We start from the raw sequence: 16,631 nt of genomic DNA, 5'->3' as shown, positions 1-16,631 counted from the left end.
CGGCTTCCGCGGCGCGCCCTGCCCCTAGTTGGTCGGCAGGCCCGCCAGCGGCCCCATGTGCTTCCGATAGTAGGCCAACTCCGCGATGGAATCGCGCACGTCGCTGAGGGCCGTATGGGCGGCCTGCTTGCGCAGGTTGCCGAGGATCCCGGGCGCCCAGCGCCGCGCGAGTTCCTTGAGCGTGCTCACGTCGAGGTTGCGGTAGTGGAAGTGCCTCTCGAGCGACGGCATCAGGCGATGCAGGAAGCGGCGGTCCTGGCAGATCGAGTTGCCGCACATCGGCGAGGCGTTGGCGGGCACCCATTCGGACAGGAAGGCCAGCGTGCGCGCCTCGGCCTCGTCCAGCGTGACCCGGCTGGCGACCACGCGCTGCCACAGGCCGGACTTGCGGTGCTGGTTGCGGTTCCACTCGTCCATCGATTCGAGGATGGCGACGGGGTGGACGATCGCGAGTTCCGGGCCTTCGGCCAGGACCTCCAGGTTGGAGTCGGTGACGATGGTGGCGATCTCGAGGATCGAATCGCGACCGGTATCCAGCCCGGTCATCTCCAGGTCGATCCAGATGAGCCGTCCTTCGCTCTGGGAATTCGCCATGCGCTCGCGGTGCCTGCCTAGGGTGACGCATCATAGCCCGGCCCCCCGCCCCCGGATGCAGGCCCCATGTTCCAGAACGCGCTGGCGCATTACGCCATCCTGACCGCGATGCTCGCCCCCGCCCTGCTGATGGCGGCCACGGCCTCGCTGCTGGTCTCGGCCAATGCGCGCCTGGCCCGCGTGGTGGACCGGCTGCGGGCGCTGATCGTGAGCTGGGAATACGACGCCCCGGACCGCGCCGAGCGCGACGACCAGATCAACCGCCATCGCCGCCGCGCGCACCTCGTGCTGCGCGCGTGCCAGTTGCTCTACGGCGCGCTGGGCGCGTTCGTCGGCACCAGCCTGAGCCTGGCGGTGGATGCGTTCACGGGGAACCGGCTGGTACTGCTGCCAACGGCGCTCGCGCTGGTGGGCGTGCTGTTCCTGCTCATGGCGAGCATCGTGATGGGCAGCGAGGTGAGCCTGTCGGTGCGCAGCTTCGACCTGGAGATCGACCAGGAACTGGACCGCAAGCGCACGTAGGTCAGAGCGCCGGCTTGCCGCGCTTGCGGCGGAAATAATTGGTCAGGCGCGTGCCCGCTTCTTCGGCGAGGACGCCGCCCACCACGTCGACGCGATGGTTGTGGCGCGGATCGGCCAGCAGGTCGAACACGCTGCCGGCCGCACCGGTTTTCGGATCGCTCGCGCCATAGACGACGCGTGCGACGCGCGCATGCACCATCGCCATCGCGCACATCGCGCAAGGCTCGAGCGTGACGTACAGCGTGCTGCCGAGCAGCCGGTGGTTGCCGATGCGCGCGCCGGCCTGGCGCAGCGCGACGATCTCCGCGTGCGCGGACGGATCGCGATCGGTGATGTTGCGGTTCCAGCCTTCGCCGAGCACTTCGCCGTCGGCCGACACCAGCAGCGCGCCAACGGGAATCTCGTCGTCTTCGTGCTCCGCGCGCTCGGCCAGTGCGAGCGCGCGTTGCATCCAGGCGATGTCGGTGTCGGCTTGGCTCACGCGACCCCGAGCCTGCCGCGATCGCCGTCGCGCGGCGCCGCCAGTTCCTCGGGCGACACGAAGCCTTCCAGGTCCGCCGCCTCGAAGAACGGGCGGATCTCGACCGCGCCCATGCCGAAGTTCGGGGCCTTCATCGCCCAGGCCAGGGCTTCGTCCATGTCCTTCACTTCCCAGATCGAGAAGCCGGCGACCACTTCGCGCGCTTCGGCGAACGGACCGTCGACGACCATGCGTTGCGTGCCCTGGTCGACGATGCGCTTGGACTCGGATTCGGGCTTGAGGCCCGCGCCTGCCACGAACACGCCGGCGGCGACGAGTTCTTCCGTGAAGCGATCCATCGCCTGGAAGGCTTCCAGCTGCTCGGGCGTGGGTTCCATCGGGACGTTCGGGTCCATCTTTGCAAAGACCATGACGCGCATTGTCGATCTCCTCGTTGGCAGGCCCGTCCAGGCCCTTACCCTTGACGACGAACGAGCGGGGCGAAAATCGACATGCCCGCCGGAATTATTTCGTGAGGGCGCCCTACTCCCACTCGATCGTCGCGGGCGGCTTGCCGCTGATGTCGTACACCACGCGCGACACGCCGCGCAGCTCGTTGATGATGCGGTTGGACACGTGGCCGAGGAACTCGTGCGGCAGGTGCGCCCAGTGCGCGGTCATGAAGTCGATGGTTTCCACGGCGCGCAATGCGATCACCCACTCGTACGCACGTGCATCGCCCACGACGCCCACCGACTTCACCGGCAGGAACACCGCGAAGGCCTGGCTCACCTTGTCGTAGAGATCGGCCTTGCGCAGTTCGTCGATGAAGATGTGGTCGGCCTTCGCGAGCAGTTCGGCGTACTCCGGCTTCACTTCGCCGAGGATGCGCACGCCCAGGCCCGGGCCCGGGAACGGATGGCGATACACCATCGCGTGCGGCAGGCCGAGTTCGACACCCAGGCGCCGCACTTCGTCCTTGAACAGTTCGCGCAGCGGCTCGACCAGGCCGAGCTTCATGTGTTCCGGCAAGCCGCCCACGTTGTGGTGCGACTTGATGACGTGCGCCTTGCCCGTCTTGCTGCCGGCCGATTCGATGACGTCGGGATAGATGGTGCCCTGCGCGAGCCAGCGCGCGTTCGCGAGCTTGCTGGATTCCTCGTCGAAGATGTCGACGAAGAGGTTGCCGATGACCTTGCGCTTGGCTTCCGGGTCCGCGATGCCGGCGAGCTTGTCGAAGTAGCGCTGGTGCGCATCCACGCGCAGCACCTTGACGCCCATGTGGCGCGCGAACATCGCCATCACCTGGTCGCCTTCCTCGAAGCGCAGCAAACCGGTGTCGACGAACACGCACGTCAGCTGGTCGCCGATCGCCTTGTGCAGCAGCGCGGCGACGACGGACGAATCCACGCCGCCCGACAAGCCGAGGATCACTTCGTCCGAACCCACCTGCGCGCGCACGCGCTCGACGAGGTCGTCGATGATGTTGGCCGCGGTCCACAGCGTGTCGCAGCCGCAGATGTCCACGACGAAGCGGCGCAGCAGCGCCTGGCCCTGCCGCGTGTGCGTGACTTCGGGATGGAACTGCACGCCGTACCAGCGGCGCGCGTCGTCGGCCATCGCGGCAACGGGAATGCGATCGGTGCGCGCGGTGACGGTGAAGCCCGGCGGCGCGGCGGCGACGTGGTCGCCGTGGCTCATCCACACGTTGAGGCGCGGCGGCGAACCCGGCTGGTCCTTCAAGCCGTCGAGCAACGCATCCTGCGCGACGATCTCGACTTCCGCATGCCCGAACTCGCGCGCATCGGCGGCTTCCGTCGCGCCGCCCAGCTGCGCGGCCATCGTCTGCATGCCGTAGCAGATGCCGAGGATCGGCAGGCCCGCGTCCCAGACCTGCTGCGGTGCGCTGGGCGCGCCCGGCAACGTGGTGGATTCCGGACCGCCCGACAGGATGATGCCCTTCGCGCCGAACTTGGCGATCTCGGACGGTTCGTGGTCCCACGCCCAGATCTCGCAGTACACCCCGAGTTCGCGGATGCGGCGCGCGATGAGCTGCGTGTACTGCGCGCCGAAATCGAGGATGAGGATCTTGTCGCGATGGATGTCGTGCATGGAATCTCCGGGACCGGGGACCCGGGACCGGGGACCGGGGAAATCAAAACGTCGTTGCTGTTACTGGTCCCGGGTCCCTGGTCCCCGGTCCCTTGCCTCAGCTCGCGCGGTAGTTCGGCGGTTCTTTCGTGATCTGCACGTCGTGCACGTGGCTTTCGCGCGTGCCGGCCGCGGTGACTTTCACGAACGAGGGCTTGACGCGCATGTCCTCGATCGTCGCGCAGCCGACATAGCCCATCGTCGCGCGCAGGCCGCCGGCCAGCTGGTGCACCACGCCGCTGAGCGCGCCGCGATACGGCACGCGGCCTTCGATGCCTTCGGGCACGAGCTTGTCGGCGTCGCTGGCGTCCTGGAAATAGCGGTCCTTCGATCCCAGCTCCATCGCACCGAGCGAGCCCATGCCGCGATAGCTCTTGTAGCTGCGGCCCTGGAACAGTTCGGTTTCGCCCGGCGATTCCTCGGTGCCGGCGAACAGGCCGCCGATCATCACGCTCGACGCGCCGGCGACGATCGCCTTGCCGAGGTCGCCCGAGTAACGGATGCCGCCGTCGGCGATCAGCGGGATGCGGTCCTGCAGCGCCTCGGCGACCATGTCGATCGCGGTAACCTGCGGCACGCCCACGCCGGCGACGATGCGCGTGGTGCAGATCGAACCGGGGCCGACGCCGACTTTCACCGCGTCCGCGCCCGCGTCCATCAAGGCGAGCGCTGCATCGCCGGTGACGATGTTGCCGCCGATGACTTCGAGCTTCGGGAAGGTTTTCTTGGCCCAGCGCACGCGGTCGAGCACGCCCTGCGAATGGCCGTGCGCGGTGTCGACGATGATCACGTCCACGCCCGCGGCCACCAGCGCTTCGATGCGCTGTTCGGTGTCGCCGCCCACGCCCACCGCCGCGCCGCACAGCAGGCGTTCGCTGCTGTCGTAGGCCGCGTTGGGGTTGTCCTGTTTCTTCTGGATGTCCTTGACCGTGATCAGGCCGCGCAGCTCGAACGCATCGTTGACCACCAGCACCTTCTCGATGCGGTGGCGATGCAGCAGCTGCAGCACTTCGTCGTCGCTGGCGCCTTCGCGCACGGTGATCAGGCGATCCTGCTTGGTCATGATGTGGCGGACCGGATCGTCGAGTTTCTTCTCGAAGCGCATGTCGCGCCCGGTGACGATGCCGACGAGGCGACCGCCATCCACCACCGGCACGCCGGAGATGTTGCGTGCGCGCGTGAGGCGCAGCACTTCGCCGATCGTGGTGTCGGGCGCGACGGTGAAGGGTTCCTTGATCACGCCGGCTTCGAACTTCTTGACGCGCGCGACTTCGGCGGCCTGTCGTTGCGCGGACATGTTCTTGTGCAGGATGCCGATGCCGCCCAGCTGGGCCATCGTCACTGCGAGGCGCGCTTCGGTCACCGTATCCATCGCGGCGGACACGATGGGCAGGTTGAGGCGCAGGTTGCGGGTAAGGCGCGTGGCGAGCGAGACGTCCTTGGGCAGGACGATGGAATGCGCGGGAACGAGCGAGACGTCGTCGTAGGTCAGCGCTTCTGCCTGGATGCGGAGCATGGAGCCCCCCGAGTGCGGGAAGCGCGGCATTCTACCTCTTAAGCGGCGCCGTCCGATGCCTCTGCCGCCTCCAGAGTGTTCTGCATGAGGGTGGCCACCGTCATCGGGCCCACGCCGCCGGGGACGGGCGTGATCCAGCTGGCGCGCTGCGCGGCCGCGTCGAAGCCCACGTCGCCCACCAGGCGGCCGTCGTCGAGGCGGTTGATGCCCACGTCGATCACGACCGCGCCGGGTTTGACCCATTCACCGGGCACCAGACCCGGGCGGCCCACGGCCACGACCAGGATGTCGGCGCCGCGCACGGAGGCCTCCAGCACCGCCGGCGGGGTGAACTTGTGGCAGCTGGTGACCGTGCAGCCGGCGATCAGCAGTTCCAGCGCCATCGGGCGGCCGACGTGGTTGGACACGCCCACGATGGTCGCGCTGGCGCCGCGCACCGGGCGGTCGGTGTAGGCCAGCAGCGTGGTGATGCCGCGCGGCGTGCACGGGCGCAGGCCGAACTGGCGCAGCGCCAGGTGGCCCACGTTCTCCGGGTGGAAGCCGTCGACGTCCTTGCGCGGGTCGATGCGGTGGATCAGCTGGGTGGCGTCGCGGCGGTCGGGCAGCGGGAGCTGGACCAGGATGCCGTGGACGTCCGGGTCGGCGTTGAGGCGGTCGACCAGGGCCAGCAGCTCGGCGTCGGTCGTGGATTCGGGCAGGTCGTAGTCGATCGCCCGGATGCCCACCTTCTGCGCGGCGCGGCGCTTGTTGCGCACGTAGACCGACGAGGCCGGGTCGTTGCCGACCAGCACCACGGCCAGCCCGGGCGCGGGCTTGCCCTGCGCGATGCGCGCGCGGACCCGCAGGGCGAGCGAATCGAGGAGGTCCTCGGAGATGCGCTTGCCATCGAGGATGCGGGCGGGAGGCGGGGTCGAGGCGTTCGTCATCCGGAGGCCACCGGGCCTGTGATGCAGTCGGGCTGCGCATTATGCCGGCCCGTTGTAGCCTCGCGAGCCGTTATGCCAGGAACAGGACACGCGCGGACGCCATGGACGCCGATTTCGAAACCACGCAGATCGAGGCCGCGGCCTTCCGCCGCCTGCGCGACCACCTCGTGCGCGAGCGCGCGGACGTGCAGAACATCGACCTGATGATCCTCGCCGGCTTCTGCCGCAACTGCCTCGCCGACTGGTACCGCGAAGCCGCCGAGGCGCGCGGCATCGCGATGACGAAGGACGAAGCGCGCGAGTCGGTCTACGGCGAACCCTTCGCCGACTGGAAGCGCAGGCACCAGCGCGAAGCGACCCCGGAACAACTCGCGGCCTTCGATGCCGCCCAGCGCAAGGATGCCGGCCGATGAATCGCAAGAAGACCCTCGCCGCCGCCCTGGCCGCCCTGCCCGTCCTCGCCTACGCCGGCATGTGCGGGTGGATGTACGCCAAGCAGCGCGACCTGTTGTACCTGCCGCAGGACACGCGCGCGGACGTCAAGCAGACCGACTTCGGCATCGCGCGCAACGGCGTGATGCTCAACGGCTGGCTGGTGAACATCGGGCAGCCCGGCGCGGTGGTGTATTTCGGCGGCAACGCCGAGCGCATCGAAGACCGGCGCCAGCAGTTCGGGCGCTGGTTCCCGCACAGCAGCATCTACCTGGTGCCCTATCGCGGCTACGGCGCGAGCGAAGGCACGCCGACGGAAGCGGACATCCTCGAGGACGCGCTGTACGTGTTCGACCAGGTGCAGGCGCGCCAGCCGGGTGCGCGCATCGTGGTGATCGGCCGCAGCCTGGGCAGCGCGGTGGCAAGCTACGTCGCGTCGAAGCGCCCGGTGGCGAAGCTGGTGCTCGTCACGCCGTTCGACAGCATGGCCAACGTCGCGCAGTCGCATTACCCGTGGTTGCCGGTGCGCTGGCTGCTGCAGGACCGCTACGACGAAGCCGCGTACCTCGCCAAATACAACGGGCCGTTGCTCGTGGTGCGCGCGGGCCGCGACGACGTGGTGCCGCCCGCGAGCACCGATCGCCTGCTCGCCGCGTTGCCGAAACCCCCGCAGGTGCTGGACCTTCCGCACGCCGATCATTCCTCGGTCGCGAACGATCCGGCCTACGCGAAGGCGATATCGAACTTCGTTTCGTCACCCTGATCGTTTCCGAGGACGCCGCATGATCAACCTGGCCGAATGTCCGAAGTGCAACAACCGCGTGTTGCACGTGCGCATCGAATCGGCGGTCGCGACAGTCGACGAAGAATCCAAGGGGCGCTGCCTCACGTTCTCGTGCATCCACTGCAACACGCTGCTCGGCGTGCAGATGGACCAGCGCTCGCGTCCGCGACGCCGGAACGAAGCCGCACCGCAACCGAACTGACGCGCGTCAGGGCGTGGCCGGTGGCTGCACCTGCAAGGGCGCGGCCGACGGTGCAGGGCAACGCTGCATCCCCGGCGGCATGGGCAATGCGCACAGCGTGCAGCACGCGGGCGATGGCGGTGCCATCGGCGGCGGCAGCGGCGCCGTGACCTGGAGCTTGAGCAACGCCACCCAATCCTGGCGATCGAAACTGCAGGCCTCGTCCGCGCCCGGGCGACACGCGACCGGGGTGGCGGTCTTGCGCGGCAAGCCCCACACGCGCCCTTCGCGGTTGAGCCGCAACGTGCGCATCGTGACGCCCTGCAGCACGTTGCCGCCGATGGTGTAGAGCGTGCCGCCCGCAGGATCGGATTCCACGACGATGTCGCAATGCATCGCCATGCCGCTGCCGTCGCGGGCGAGCGTGGCGCGGAAATTCGCGGACCCCAACGGCACGGTCAGGCCGCGGGTGAAGCACAGCAGGTCGCCCATCGCGGGCGTTTCCGCATCCGGATCGGCGAAGCGGTACGGCCCTGCGGGATCACCGCGCAGGGCCTGGCGCACGTAATCGACGTGGCTCGCCGAAGCCTGGAACCCCGGCACGCTCGCGCGCATCTCGACGAAGGTGACGAACACCGCCGACCACGGCGTGTCGATCACGAACGCGCGGCAGATCGCGCTGCCGTACAGGCTGTCCAGCGCCGACGTGCCGCATTCGTTCGCACCGGGATGCGAGGACATCTGCGAGAGCAAGCCGGTCGCGCGCCAGTAGTCGACGACGCGGCGCCACGCGGGCGTGGTTCGGTCCTGCAGCCGCACGTTTTCGGCTTCCGCGACGGTGGTGCTCGCCAGGCGTCCGCGCTCGTCGAGGAACGGCGAATACCACAGGCGATGCTCGGCGCAGGCGACCGACGCGATGCGCTGGCCCCACGTGGTGGGCAGCGGTGCGTTGAGCGGGCAAGGCTCCCCTGCCCGCGCATGGCCGGCGAAGGCGAGCGCGAGCAACGTCAGGGCGGCGAAGGGAAGCGATCGGCGGCGTGCGTCCATGGGGTCCCCGTGTCCTTGCGGGGGCCCGAGCGGGTCAGCCCCCGGCGCAAAACCTCGCATAGTCGATGTAACCGGGAAAATCACGCCCGGCAGGACACACGGGACAATCCGGGTCCGGCGCGAGCCGCGTCTCGCGAAATTGCAGGCCCAGCGCGTCGATGTGCAGCAGCCGGCCCGTGAGCGGCTGGCCGATCCCGAGCAGCAGCTTGAGGACTTCGGTGGCCTGCAGCAGGCCCACGATCCCGGGCACCACGCCGAGCACGCCGGCCTCGGCGCAATTGGGCGCGGCTTCGGGCGGCGGCGGTTCCGGGAACAGGCAGCGATAGCACGGCGCCACGCCGCGATGGCGGCCGGCATCGAACACGCTCGCCTGCCCTTCGAAGCGATGCACCGCGCCGTACACCAGCGGCTTGGCCAGCTTCACGCACGCATCGTTGAGCAGGTAGCGCACGGGGAAGTTGTCGGCGCCGTCGACCACGACGTCCACGCCTTGCAGCAGCGCTTCCACGTTGGCCGACGTCACGCGTTCGGCGATCGCTTCGATGCGCGTGCGCGGGTTGAGCGCGGACAGCGTGTCGCGCGCCGATTCGACCTTCGCAACGCCGATGCGCGCATCGGTGTGCAGGATCTGGCGCTGCAGGTTGCTGCGATCGACCACGTCGTCGTCGGCGATGCGCAACGTGCCGACGCCCGCGGCCGCGAGGTAATACGCGACGGGCGAACCGAGGCCGCCGGCGCCGATGACGAGCACCGTTGCGGCTTCCAGGCGCTTCTGTCCCGCGAGCCCGATTTCCGGCAGGCGCAGGTGTCGCGAATAGCGTTCGCTGAAATCGTCGTCGAGTTGCGGCATGTCCATCGGCAGGCCGGCGAGCGACCACGCCTGCGTGCCGCCGTCGACGGACGCGATGTGGCGATAGCCCTTTGCGATCAGGGCTTCGGCGGCGAACTGCGAACGCCGGCCGCTCTGGCAGATCAGCAGGATCTCGGCCTCGCGGTCCGGCAGGTACGCGGCGGGATCGGCTTCGAGCGTGGCGCGGTCGATGCCGCGCGCGCCCTGCGCAGTGCCGAGCGCGCGTTCGTGCGCGTCGCGGACATCGACGAGGATCGCACCGCCCTGCTGGCGCTCGCGGGCCTGGCGGGGCGAAAGGACATGCAGGGACATGGCGCGATTATCCGCTCGTTGCGTCAATACGGCAGCACGTCGACGACGGTGCCGGCAGGAAGCTGTTGCGGGCCTTCCGGGACCACGATCAACGCGTCGGCGCGGGCCGCCGCATGCAGGCGGTGGGAGCCGGTGGCGGCGTCGGGCCAGGCGCGCAGGACGCCGTCGGCGCCCGCGTCAAGGCGGCCACGGAGGAATTCGCGGCGCGCGTGCGGCTTGTCGATCGGCGCGGCGAGTTGCGCGCGGAAGGCGCGGCGCGGTTGGGTGCGGCCCTGCAGGCCGTCGAGCAGGCGGCGGCCGAGCGTGGCGTAGGTGGCGAACACGGAGACGGGATTGCCCGGCAATCCGAGGAACCGCGCGCGATCGAGCGTGCCGAACAGCAGCGGCATGCCGGGCTTCATGCGCACCTTCCAGAAATGGATCTCGCCGTGCGCGACGAGCATCGCGGGCACGTGGTCCTTCTCGCCGACGGAGACGCCGCCGCAGGTGATCACCAGGTCGAAGCTCGACGCGGCGTCGCGCAGCACGGATTCGACGCGCTCCGGGTTGTCGGGCAAGGCGGGCCAGGCGGTGGGTTCGAGGCCGTCGGCGCGCAGCAGGCCCATCAGCAGTTCGCGGTTGCTGTCGTGGATCTGGCCGGGCGCGAGCGGCATGCCGGGCGGGACGAGTTCGTCGCCGGTGGTGAACACCGCGACCGTCGGGCGCGCGAACACGGACAGTTGATCGACGCCGAGCGAGGCCGCGGTGGCGACGCGCGCGGGCGTGAGCACGCAGCCGGCGTCGAGCACGGTATCGCCGATGCGCACGTCTTCGCCGGCGTGGCGGACGTTGGCGCCGGCGACGATGCCCGCGGGAACGACGATGCGATCGCCCTCGTCGCGCACGACTTCGCGGATGACCACGGTGTCGGCGCCGGTCGGCATCGGCGCGCCGGTGGTGATGCGGATGCAGGTGCCCTGCGCGAGGACGAGGTCGCGCGCGAGGCCGGCGAATTGTTCGCCCGCCAGTGGCAGCGTCGTGTCCCCCTGCCCCGCGAGGTCCGCGTGGCGCACGGCGAAACCGTCCATCGCGCTGTTGTCGAACGGCGGCGACGGAATCGCGGCGATGACATCTTCGGCAAGGATGCGGCCATGCGTGCGCGCGAGCGCGAGGCGTTCGACCGGCATGCGGTGTTGCGCCGCGACGCGATCGACGATTGCCTGCGCATCGTCGAACGCCAGTTGCATCGGAACGTCGTCGCGCATGGTCATCCGATCGAAGCGTGGACGGCGGCGAGGTCCGCCGGCGTGTTGAGGTTGCCCAGGCGCACGCCGTTCAAGCGGAGGCGTGGCATTGCGAGGGTGGATTGCACGGCGTGCACGGAATGATCGGTGCTCGCCAACGCATCGATGAGTGCATCGCGGAGCGCGGGCACGTGCCAGAGCGCGACCAGCGGTTGCGGCCCGTCGTCGTCCTCGATGGACGCGCCCTGCCCGCCCGCCGACGCGAGCGTCGGCAGCAGGCAGTCGTTGACGAAGACCAGGTCGACCGGCAGCGTGAGCAACCACGGCGTATCGCAGGCGGACGCGAGTGCGTCGAGGCCACCGAGCGGGCCGAGGTCGGCGATGCGGTCAGGGACGACGCGCAGGCCGGCGTGTTCGTAACGGACGAGATCGCGATTGGCACTCACCAGCACCGCATCGACTTCGCGTTCGAACCGCTGCACGAGGCGCGCCACCTGCGACATCCCGTCGCGCACGATCCACGCCTTGTCGATCCCGCCCAGCCGCGACCCCCGACCGCCGGCGAGCACGCCGAGCGTCACGCCGGTCGCGCGCGGCGCGGCCGTCATCTCACTTGCCCTTGACGTGCTTCATCAGGCGCCGCTTCTTCGCGACCTGGCGCGCGGTGAGCGGGTTCTTCGGCTTGTCCTTGTACGGGTTCTCGCCTTCCTTGAAGAGGAAGCGCACCGGCGTGCCGACGAGCTTGAAGCGCTTGCGGAAGAAGTTCTCGAGGTAGCGCCGGTAGCTGTCCGACAGCGTGCGCAGGCGCGATCCGTGCACGATGAAGGTCGGCGGGTTGTCGCCGCCCGGATGCGCGTAGCGCAGCTTGGCGACGTGGCCGCGCACGACGGGCGGCGGATTGGTTTCGTAGGCGATTTCCAGCGCCTTCGTGGTCTCGGCGGTGGTGAACTGGCGCGTCGCCGACGAATGCGCGCGATGGATCGCCTTGAACAGTTCGCGCATGCCCGAGCCGTGCAGCGCGGAGATGCGCACCGCTTCGGCCCAGTCGACGAACGCGAGCTTGCGCGAGAGCAGTTGTTCGTTCTGTTCGCGCTGGTAGTCGGTGAGGCCGTCCCACTTGTTCACGCCGACGACGAGCGCGCGGCCCGCATCGAGCACGGCGCCGAGCACGCTGGCGTCCTGGTCGGTCACGCCTTCCACCGCGTCGAGCATGATCACGGCGACCTGGCACTGTTCGATCGCGCCGAGCGTCTTGACGATGGAGAACTTCTCCACCGCGTCTTCCACGCGGCCCTTGCGACGCAGGCCGGCGGTGTCGATGAGGCGGTACTTGCGGCCGTCGCGCTCCAGGTCCACCGCGATCGAATCGCGCGTGGTGCCCGGCACGTCCGACGCGATCATGCGTTCCTCGCCCAGGATGCGGTTGACCAGCGTGGACTTGCCGACGTTGGGGCGGCCGACGAACGCGATGCGCACGCGCTCGGGATCGTTGTCGAGGATTTCGGTGTCGCCGTCGCGCGGCAGCACGGCCATCGTGCGCGCCATCAACGCATCGAGGCCCTGCTTGTGCGCGGACGACACGCCCAGCACTTCCTTGATGCCGTAGCGCGCGAACTCGGCGAGCGCGGCCTGTGCGTCGAGGCCATCGACCTTGTTGACGACGAGGAACGTCGGCGTGTCGACCTTGCGCAGCCACGACAGGATTTCGTCGTCGATCGCCGAGGCGCCTTCGCGGCCGTCGACGACGAACAGGATGAGATCCGCTTCTTCGGCCGCCGCGCGCGACTGGCGCGCGGTGGCGCCGGCCAGGCCTTCTTCGCTGCCCGCGATGCCGCCGGTGTCCACGAGCACGAAGGGGCGCTCGGGATCGAGGCGGCACACGCCGTAGTTGCGGTCGCGCGTGACGCCGGGCTCGTCGTGGACGAGGGCGTCGCGCGAACGCGTCAGGACGTTGAAGAGCGTCGATTTCCCGACATTGGGACGACCGACGAGGGCGACGAGGGGCAGCATGGAAGATCCGGGTTGACCGAGCGGAATGGAGCGAAGTCCGCGCGGACGCGGACCGTGTTACTGGATGCGGAACGCGGTGACTTCGCCGTCGATGTTCTGGACGAGCAGCACGCCGTCGGCCACGACGGGGGTGGCGCGCACGGGATCGCCGCCGACGCGCGAACGCGCGGCGAACGCGCCGGTGTCCAGGCGCAGCCAGTGCACGTACCCGTCGTAGTCGGCGACCACGGCGTAATCGCCCTGCACCGCCACACCCGCGAGGTTGCGGCGCGCGAGCGCGGGCTGCTGCCACAACGAACCGCCGGTGGCCTTGTCGATGGCCCACACCGCGCCGGCGGGATCGGCGACGACCACGCGGTCGCTGCCGTTTCCCACGCGGCCGGCGCCGCCGTTGTCGCGCTGCCAGATCGGGCGGCCGCTGGGGCCGTCGATCGCCATGGTCTGCTTCTTGAAGCTGGTGGCGTACAGCGTGGTGCCGTCGATCACGGGCGTGCCGTCGATGTCGGACATGCGGTCCAGTTCGCTGCGGCCTTCGGCCTGGGCGACGGACTGTTCCCACAGCAGGCGGCCGTCGGTGGACGACAGCGCGGTGACCGAGCCGTCGTCGTTGCCGACGAACACGAAGCCCGGGCCGAGCGCGACCGAATCGTTGCCGCGCACGGTGAGCGCGGGCAGTTCGCGCTGCCAGAACCAGCGACGCTCGCCGGAGGCGGCATCGAACGCGGTGACCACGCCGTCGTTGGCGCGCACGAACACCAGGCCTTCGCCGATGACGGGCGCGGCGATGACTTCGTTGCCCACGCGGGCGTGCCACTTCTCGGCGCCGGTGCTCTCGTCGAGCGCGATCACTTCGCCGTCCAGGCCGCCAACCACGACCAGGCCGTTGCCCGCGCCGGGACCGCCGGACAGGCGCAGTTTTTCCTTGCCCTTCTCGCGCTTGGGATCCCACTTCCAGGCTTCGGCGCCCGTCTGCAGGTCCACCGCGCGCACGCCGCCTTCGACCGCGGCCATGAACACCTTGCCGTCGGCGACCGACGGACCCTGGCGCACGCCGATCGCGCCTTCGCCGCCGCCGGCCTTCGCCGACCACAGCTTCTTGACGGTGGCGGTCGGGGTGAACTCGGTGAGCTCGGCGGGCTCGAGCGCTTTCTTCTCGTCCTTGCCGGCGCCGAACCAACCCTTGACGGTGGAACAGCCGGCCAGCGCGATCACGCAGCACAGGACGAGCGAAACGCGTTGCACGGACGACTTCACTGGCGTGGGGGCCTTCATCAGCTGCGGTTCTCCGGACGGGTCGGGTTGCCGCCGACCTGGATGAGCTTGAGTTCGACGACGCGGCGCTGCGGCATGGCCACGTCGAGCTTCGCCAGCGCCTGCGTGTAGGCGGCACGGGCGTCGTCGGTGCGCTTGAGCGCATACAACGCGTCGCCGCGGGCTTCGAGCGCGGCTGCGCCCGTGGGTTTGTCGCCGAGGAGCGCGAGGGCGTCCTGCGGCTTGCCATCGTCGATGAGCAGGCGCGCCAGGCGCGACTGCAGTACGGCGGCGATGGCCGGATCCTTCGATTGCACGGCGCGCAGCGTGGCGATGGCCTGCGTGGTGTCGCCGGCCTCCACCTGCTTCTTGGCCAGCTGCATCGCGGCGAGCGCGGCGTAGTCGTTGCCGGACTTCACCAGCGTGGCGGCGGTGCCCTGCGCCTTCTTGACGTCGCCGGCCTGCACCTCGTGCACCAGCGTGTCGTATTGCTGCGCGGCGGCGAGGCGTTCGCCCACCTGCTTCTGCTGCCACCACTGCCAGCCGCCGATGGCGGCAAGGCCGAGGGCGATGCCCATCACCAGGCCGCCGCCGTTGTTGCGCAGCCAGCCGCGGACGCGTTCGCTTTGTTCGTGTTCGTCGAGCAGGTCGTCGATCGCCATGCTGCCTCTGGGCTTTTTCTATGAGTCGTTCAGGGGGATGCGGATTGCGCACGCGCGCACGTCGCACCACCGTGTCGACCTGCCTGCGTGGCCCTGCGTCAGTCGCGGACCGGCGCCAGAGAGCCGTCGGAGGATACCTGAAAGCGTGCGACGTTCGCACGGCGGAAGGGCGTGAGGTCCTGCGCGCGGTCGCCTTGCTGGACCGCCACGGCCGACGCATTGCCCAGGGTCACACGGCCGACTTCACCGGCCACGTAGCTGCGCGTGGAGCCCGCGGGCACCAGGCTTTTCTCGAGCGTGCGGCCATCCGGCGCCTGCACCTGGATCCAGCTGTCGCCCGAAAAACGCAGGATCAATGCGGGCTGCGCGGACGGGCGCGGCGCGAGCGACGGCGTCATCGACGCCACCACCGGCGCTTCGGAGGCGGGGTGCTGCACCGAGGTGGCCTGGCCGAGCGACGGTGCGCCCGCGGCCGGTGCATCGAGCGATTGCACGGTGGCCGGATCGCGCGTGCTGTTCAGATGCGGTTTGGTCGCCAGCCACACGGGCACGACGATCGCCGCGGTGATCACGATGTAGACCATCCGCCGCGTGCCCTGCTCGATGAGCCGGTGCATGCGCGGGGTGTAGCTGCGCGGCACGAGCGCCGGCGGTTCGATCGGTGCGACGCCGGAGGCGGCGATGGTGGTCGAGGTGACCAGCCCGAGCAGGCGCGAGTAGCTGCGCAGTTGCCCGCGCACGAACACCGGTGCGCCCAGGCGGGCCCAGTCTTCTTCTTCCAGCGACTGCACGACGCGCGACGGCATGTGCAACTGCGCGGCGACGTCTTCCAGCGACAAGCCGGCGGCCTCGCGCGCCTTCCGCAGGCGCAGGCCCACCCCCGACTCGGAAACGTAGTGATCGGCGTCCATCATGGTGCTTTCGATCCCCCCGCGTTCCCCTGCGCAACGCCGGGGAACTCTTCCCTCAGGCGGCGAACGTAGCGCGCGGATGCGGCACTGTCGCCGAGTTTGTCTTCGATCTGTGACGCAAGTTGGAGCGCTTCGGGCGTGACCGCCGCCGCGGCGAGCCTGCGCTCGGAAAACGCGCGCGCTTCCATGTAACGCCCGGCGCGGAACGCGATGCTGGCCATCGTGCCCAGGGCCACCGGATCGTTGGGGTCCATCTGCAACGTGGCGCGCAGCATCTGCTCGGCGTCGAGCGGGCGGCCGGCATCCAGCGTGCACTTGCCCGCGTTGGCCATCGCGCTGGTGCGCGAGCGGTACGAGGGATCCTGCAGGGCCTTGTCGAACCACGGCAGCGATTCCGCCGCGCGGCCGTTGGTGCACAGCCAGGTGCCGTAGTTGTTGAGCGTGGCGCCGGAAGGGTCGAGTTCCGCGGCGCGCATGTACTGCGTGCCCGCCAGCGCGCTGTTGCCGCGGCGGTCGGCGATGACGGCGAGCAGCGTGTAGGCGTCGGCGAGCTTCGGGTCCGCCTTCAGCGCCTTGTTGGCCTGCGCTTCGGCGGCGTCGAGGTCGCCTTCGAGGAGTTTCTGCTGCGAGCGGTCGGCGGCCAGGCGTGCGGTGTCGCGCTCGCGGCTGGCGGCGGTGTCGTGCACTTCGACGGGTTCGGCGACGCGATCGAAGTCCTTGCGGGACGGATCGGTCTTGAACAGGGCAACGCGCGAACAGCCGGCCCCGGCAAGGGCCAAGAGCAGGAGCAGTGCGAGGG

The 16,631-nt window shown here is 69.6% G+C and carries 19 protein-coding genes; 4 read left to right on the top strand and 15 right to left on the bottom strand.

Annotation, left to right across the window (positions count from 1 at the left end; translation table 11 throughout):
- Nucleotides 1–24 precede the first annotated feature (24 nt).
- Nucleotides 25–594 carry an oligoribonuclease gene (gene orn, locus LYSHEL_RS14295; protein ID WP_213434719.1) on the bottom strand — a complete coding sequence of 190 codons (570 nt, stop codon included), beginning with the start codon at nt 592–594 and terminating at the stop codon, nt 25–27.
- 66 nt (nt 595–660) lie between these two features.
- Here orn and LYSHEL_RS14290 point away from each other — a divergent pair, with 66 nt between their 5' ends.
- Entirely contained in the window at nt 661–1,116 is a 456-nt protein-coding gene (locus tag LYSHEL_RS14290; protein ID WP_213434718.1) for a DUF2721 domain-containing protein, read from the top strand.
- A gap of 1 nt (nt 1,117) precedes the next feature.
- Here LYSHEL_RS14290 and tadA read toward each other — a convergent pair whose 3' ends face one another.
- From tadA to folD, 5 genes are all read right to left on the bottom strand, one after another.
- Entirely contained in the window at nt 1,118–1,567 is a 450-nt protein-coding gene (tadA, locus tag LYSHEL_RS14285; RefSeq protein WP_213437848.1) for a tRNA adenosine(34) deaminase TadA, read from the bottom strand.
- 26 nt (nt 1,568–1,593) lie between these two features.
- The gene (locus tag LYSHEL_RS14280; RefSeq protein WP_213434717.1) at nt 1,594–2,016 is read right to left on the bottom strand and encodes a YciI family protein; all 423 of its coding nucleotides are present in this window, start codon (nt 2,014–2,016) and stop codon (nt 1,594–1,596) included.
- A 103-nt stretch (nt 2,017–2,119) separates the two neighbouring features.
- Entirely contained in the window at nt 2,120–3,688 is a 1,569-nt protein-coding gene (guaA, locus tag LYSHEL_RS14275) for a glutamine-hydrolyzing GMP synthase (RefSeq protein ID WP_213434716.1), read from the bottom strand.
- A 97-nt stretch (nt 3,689–3,785) separates the two neighbouring features.
- Nucleotides 3,786–5,243, bottom strand: a complete 1,458-nt coding sequence (guaB, locus tag LYSHEL_RS14270) for an IMP dehydrogenase (RefSeq protein WP_213434715.1) — start codon at nt 5,241–5,243, stop codon at nt 3,786–3,788.
- Between the two features lie 38 nt (nt 5,244–5,281).
- On the bottom strand, nt 5,282–6,169 hold the full coding sequence (gene folD, locus LYSHEL_RS14265; protein ID WP_213434714.1) for a bifunctional methylenetetrahydrofolate dehydrogenase/methenyltetrahydrofolate cyclohydrolase FolD: 888 nt from the start codon (nt 6,167–6,169) through the stop codon (nt 5,282–5,284).
- 101 nt (nt 6,170–6,270) lie between these two features.
- On the opposite strand from folD, the gene LYSHEL_RS14260 reads away from it, so the two are divergent.
- Genes LYSHEL_RS14260 through LYSHEL_RS14250 form a run of 3 tightly spaced genes read left to right on the top strand, consistent with a single transcriptional unit; the run spans nt 6,271 to nt 7,587 of the window.
- Nucleotides 6,271–6,582 (top strand): DUF1244 domain-containing protein, encoded by a 312-nt coding sequence (locus LYSHEL_RS14260; protein ID WP_213434713.1) that lies wholly within the window; start codon nt 6,271–6,273, stop codon nt 6,580–6,582.
- A complete protein-coding gene (locus LYSHEL_RS14255; protein ID WP_213434712.1) occupies nt 6,579–7,364 on the top strand; it encodes an alpha/beta hydrolase in 786 nt (261 codons plus the stop codon). Before LYSHEL_RS14260 ends, LYSHEL_RS14255 begins: the two co-directional genes overlap by 4 nt.
- A gap of 19 nt (nt 7,365–7,383) precedes the next feature.
- Complete coding sequence (locus LYSHEL_RS14250) at nt 7,384–7,587, top strand: hypothetical protein (RefSeq protein WP_213434711.1); 204 nt, start codon at nt 7,384–7,386, stop codon at nt 7,585–7,587.
- Between the two features lie 6 nt (nt 7,588–7,593).
- Here LYSHEL_RS14250 and LYSHEL_RS14245 read toward each other — a convergent pair whose 3' ends face one another.
- The 9 genes from LYSHEL_RS14245 to LYSHEL_RS14205 form a co-directional block, all read right to left on the bottom strand.
- Nucleotides 7,594–8,613 carry a DUF2272 domain-containing protein gene (locus LYSHEL_RS14245; RefSeq protein WP_213434710.1) on the bottom strand — a complete coding sequence of 340 codons (1,020 nt, stop codon included), beginning with the start codon at nt 8,611–8,613 and terminating at the stop codon, nt 7,594–7,596.
- A 34-nt stretch (nt 8,614–8,647) separates the two neighbouring features.
- Nucleotides 8,648–9,775 carry a molybdopterin-synthase adenylyltransferase MoeB gene (gene moeB / locus LYSHEL_RS14240; protein ID WP_213434709.1) on the bottom strand — a complete coding sequence of 376 codons (1,128 nt, stop codon included), beginning with the start codon at nt 9,773–9,775 and terminating at the stop codon, nt 8,648–8,650.
- Nucleotides 9,776–9,798: 23 nt separating this feature from the next.
- Nucleotides 9,799–11,019 (bottom strand): molybdopterin molybdotransferase MoeA, encoded by a 1,221-nt coding sequence (locus LYSHEL_RS14235; RefSeq protein ID WP_244858560.1) that lies wholly within the window; start codon nt 11,017–11,019, stop codon nt 9,799–9,801.
- 2 nt (nt 11,020–11,021) lie between these two features.
- Nucleotides 11,022–11,606 carry a molybdenum cofactor guanylyltransferase gene (gene mobA / locus LYSHEL_RS14230; protein WP_213434708.1) on the bottom strand — a complete coding sequence of 195 codons (585 nt, stop codon included), beginning with the start codon at nt 11,604–11,606 and terminating at the stop codon, nt 11,022–11,024.
- Between the two features lies 1 nt (nt 11,607).
- Entirely contained in the window at nt 11,608–13,008 is a 1,401-nt protein-coding gene (gene der / locus LYSHEL_RS14225; RefSeq protein ID WP_213434707.1) for a ribosome biogenesis GTPase Der, read from the bottom strand.
- A gap of 57 nt (nt 13,009–13,065) precedes the next feature.
- Nucleotides 13,066–14,280 (bottom strand): outer membrane protein assembly factor BamB, encoded by a 1,215-nt coding sequence (gene bamB, locus LYSHEL_RS14220; RefSeq protein ID WP_213434706.1) that lies wholly within the window; start codon nt 14,278–14,280, stop codon nt 13,066–13,068.
- Nucleotides 14,280–14,921, bottom strand: coding sequence for a YfgM family protein (locus LYSHEL_RS14215; protein ID WP_213434705.1), 642 nt, complete (start codon nt 14,919–14,921; stop codon nt 14,280–14,282). The genes bamB and LYSHEL_RS14215 overlap by 1 nt, the downstream gene beginning before the upstream one ends.
- 98 nt (nt 14,922–15,019) lie before the next feature.
- Nucleotides 15,020–15,835: a RodZ domain-containing protein gene (locus LYSHEL_RS14210; RefSeq protein ID WP_213434704.1), complete on the bottom strand. Its 816-nt coding sequence runs from the start codon at nt 15,833–15,835 to the stop codon at nt 15,020–15,022.
- Nucleotides 15,832–16,611: a tetratricopeptide repeat protein gene (locus LYSHEL_RS14205; RefSeq protein ID WP_244858558.1), complete on the bottom strand. Its 780-nt coding sequence runs from the start codon at nt 16,609–16,611 to the stop codon at nt 15,832–15,834. The genes LYSHEL_RS14210 and LYSHEL_RS14205 overlap by 4 nt, the downstream gene beginning before the upstream one ends.
- Between the last annotated feature and the right edge of the window lie 20 nt (nt 16,612–16,631).

Origin of the sequence: Lysobacter helvus (assembly GCF_018406645.1) — a bacterium.
GTDB classification, from domain to species: domain Bacteria; phylum Pseudomonadota; class Gammaproteobacteria; order Xanthomonadales; family Xanthomonadaceae; genus Noviluteimonas; species Noviluteimonas caseinilytica.
Note: the sequence above shows the minus strand (reverse complement) of the source record. Positions and strands in the feature narration are given on the sequence as shown.

Bases quoted from the DNA above. Each gene is read 5' to 3' on its own strand.
- orn (WP_213434719.1), bottom strand. From the start codon at position 594: ATGGCGAATTCCCAGAGCGAAGGACGGCTCATCTGGATCGACCTGGAG.
- LYSHEL_RS14290 (WP_213434718.1), top strand. From the start codon at position 661: ATGTTCCAGAACGCGCTGGCGCATTACGCCATCCTGACCGCGATGCTC.
- tadA (WP_213437848.1), bottom strand. From the start codon at position 1,567: ATGCAACGCGCGCTCGCACTGGCCGAGCGCGCGGAGCACGAAGACGAC.
- LYSHEL_RS14280 (WP_213434717.1), bottom strand. From the start codon at position 2,016: ATGCGCGTCATGGTCTTTGCAAAGATGGACCCGAACGTCCCGATGGAA.
- guaA (WP_213434716.1), bottom strand. From the start codon at position 3,688: ATGCACGACATCCATCGCGACAAGATCCTCATCCTCGATTTCGGCGCG.
- guaB (WP_213434715.1), bottom strand. From the start codon at position 5,243: ATGCTCCGCATCCAGGCAGAAGCGCTGACCTACGACGACGTCTCGCTC.
- folD (WP_213434714.1), bottom strand. From the start codon at position 6,169: ATGACGAACGCCTCGACCCCGCCTCCCGCCCGCATCCTCGATGGCAAG.
- LYSHEL_RS14260 (WP_213434713.1), top strand. From the start codon at position 6,271: ATGGACGCCGATTTCGAAACCACGCAGATCGAGGCCGCGGCCTTCCGC.
- LYSHEL_RS14255 (WP_213434712.1), top strand. From the start codon at position 6,579: ATGAATCGCAAGAAGACCCTCGCCGCCGCCCTGGCCGCCCTGCCCGTC.
- LYSHEL_RS14250 (WP_213434711.1), top strand. From the start codon at position 7,384: ATGATCAACCTGGCCGAATGTCCGAAGTGCAACAACCGCGTGTTGCAC.
- LYSHEL_RS14245 (WP_213434710.1), bottom strand. From the start codon at position 8,613: ATGGACGCACGCCGCCGATCGCTTCCCTTCGCCGCCCTGACGTTGCTC.
- moeB (WP_213434709.1), bottom strand. From the start codon at position 9,775: ATGTCCCTGCATGTCCTTTCGCCCCGCCAGGCCCGCGAGCGCCAGCAG.
- LYSHEL_RS14235 (WP_244858560.1), bottom strand. From the start codon at position 11,019: ATGCGCGACGACGTTCCGATGCAACTGGCGTTCGACGATGCGCAGGCA.
- mobA (WP_213434708.1), bottom strand. From the start codon at position 11,606: ATGACGGCCGCGCCGCGCGCGACCGGCGTGACGCTCGGCGTGCTCGCC.
- der (WP_213434707.1), bottom strand. From the start codon at position 13,008: ATGCTGCCCCTCGTCGCCCTCGTCGGTCGTCCCAATGTCGGGAAATCG.
- bamB (WP_213434706.1), bottom strand. From the start codon at position 14,280: ATGAAGGCCCCCACGCCAGTGAAGTCGTCCGTGCAACGCGTTTCGCTC.
- LYSHEL_RS14215 (WP_213434705.1), bottom strand. From the start codon at position 14,921: ATGGCGATCGACGACCTGCTCGACGAACACGAACAAAGCGAACGCGTC.
- LYSHEL_RS14210 (WP_213434704.1), bottom strand. From the start codon at position 15,835: ATGATGGACGCCGATCACTACGTTTCCGAGTCGGGGGTGGGCCTGCGC.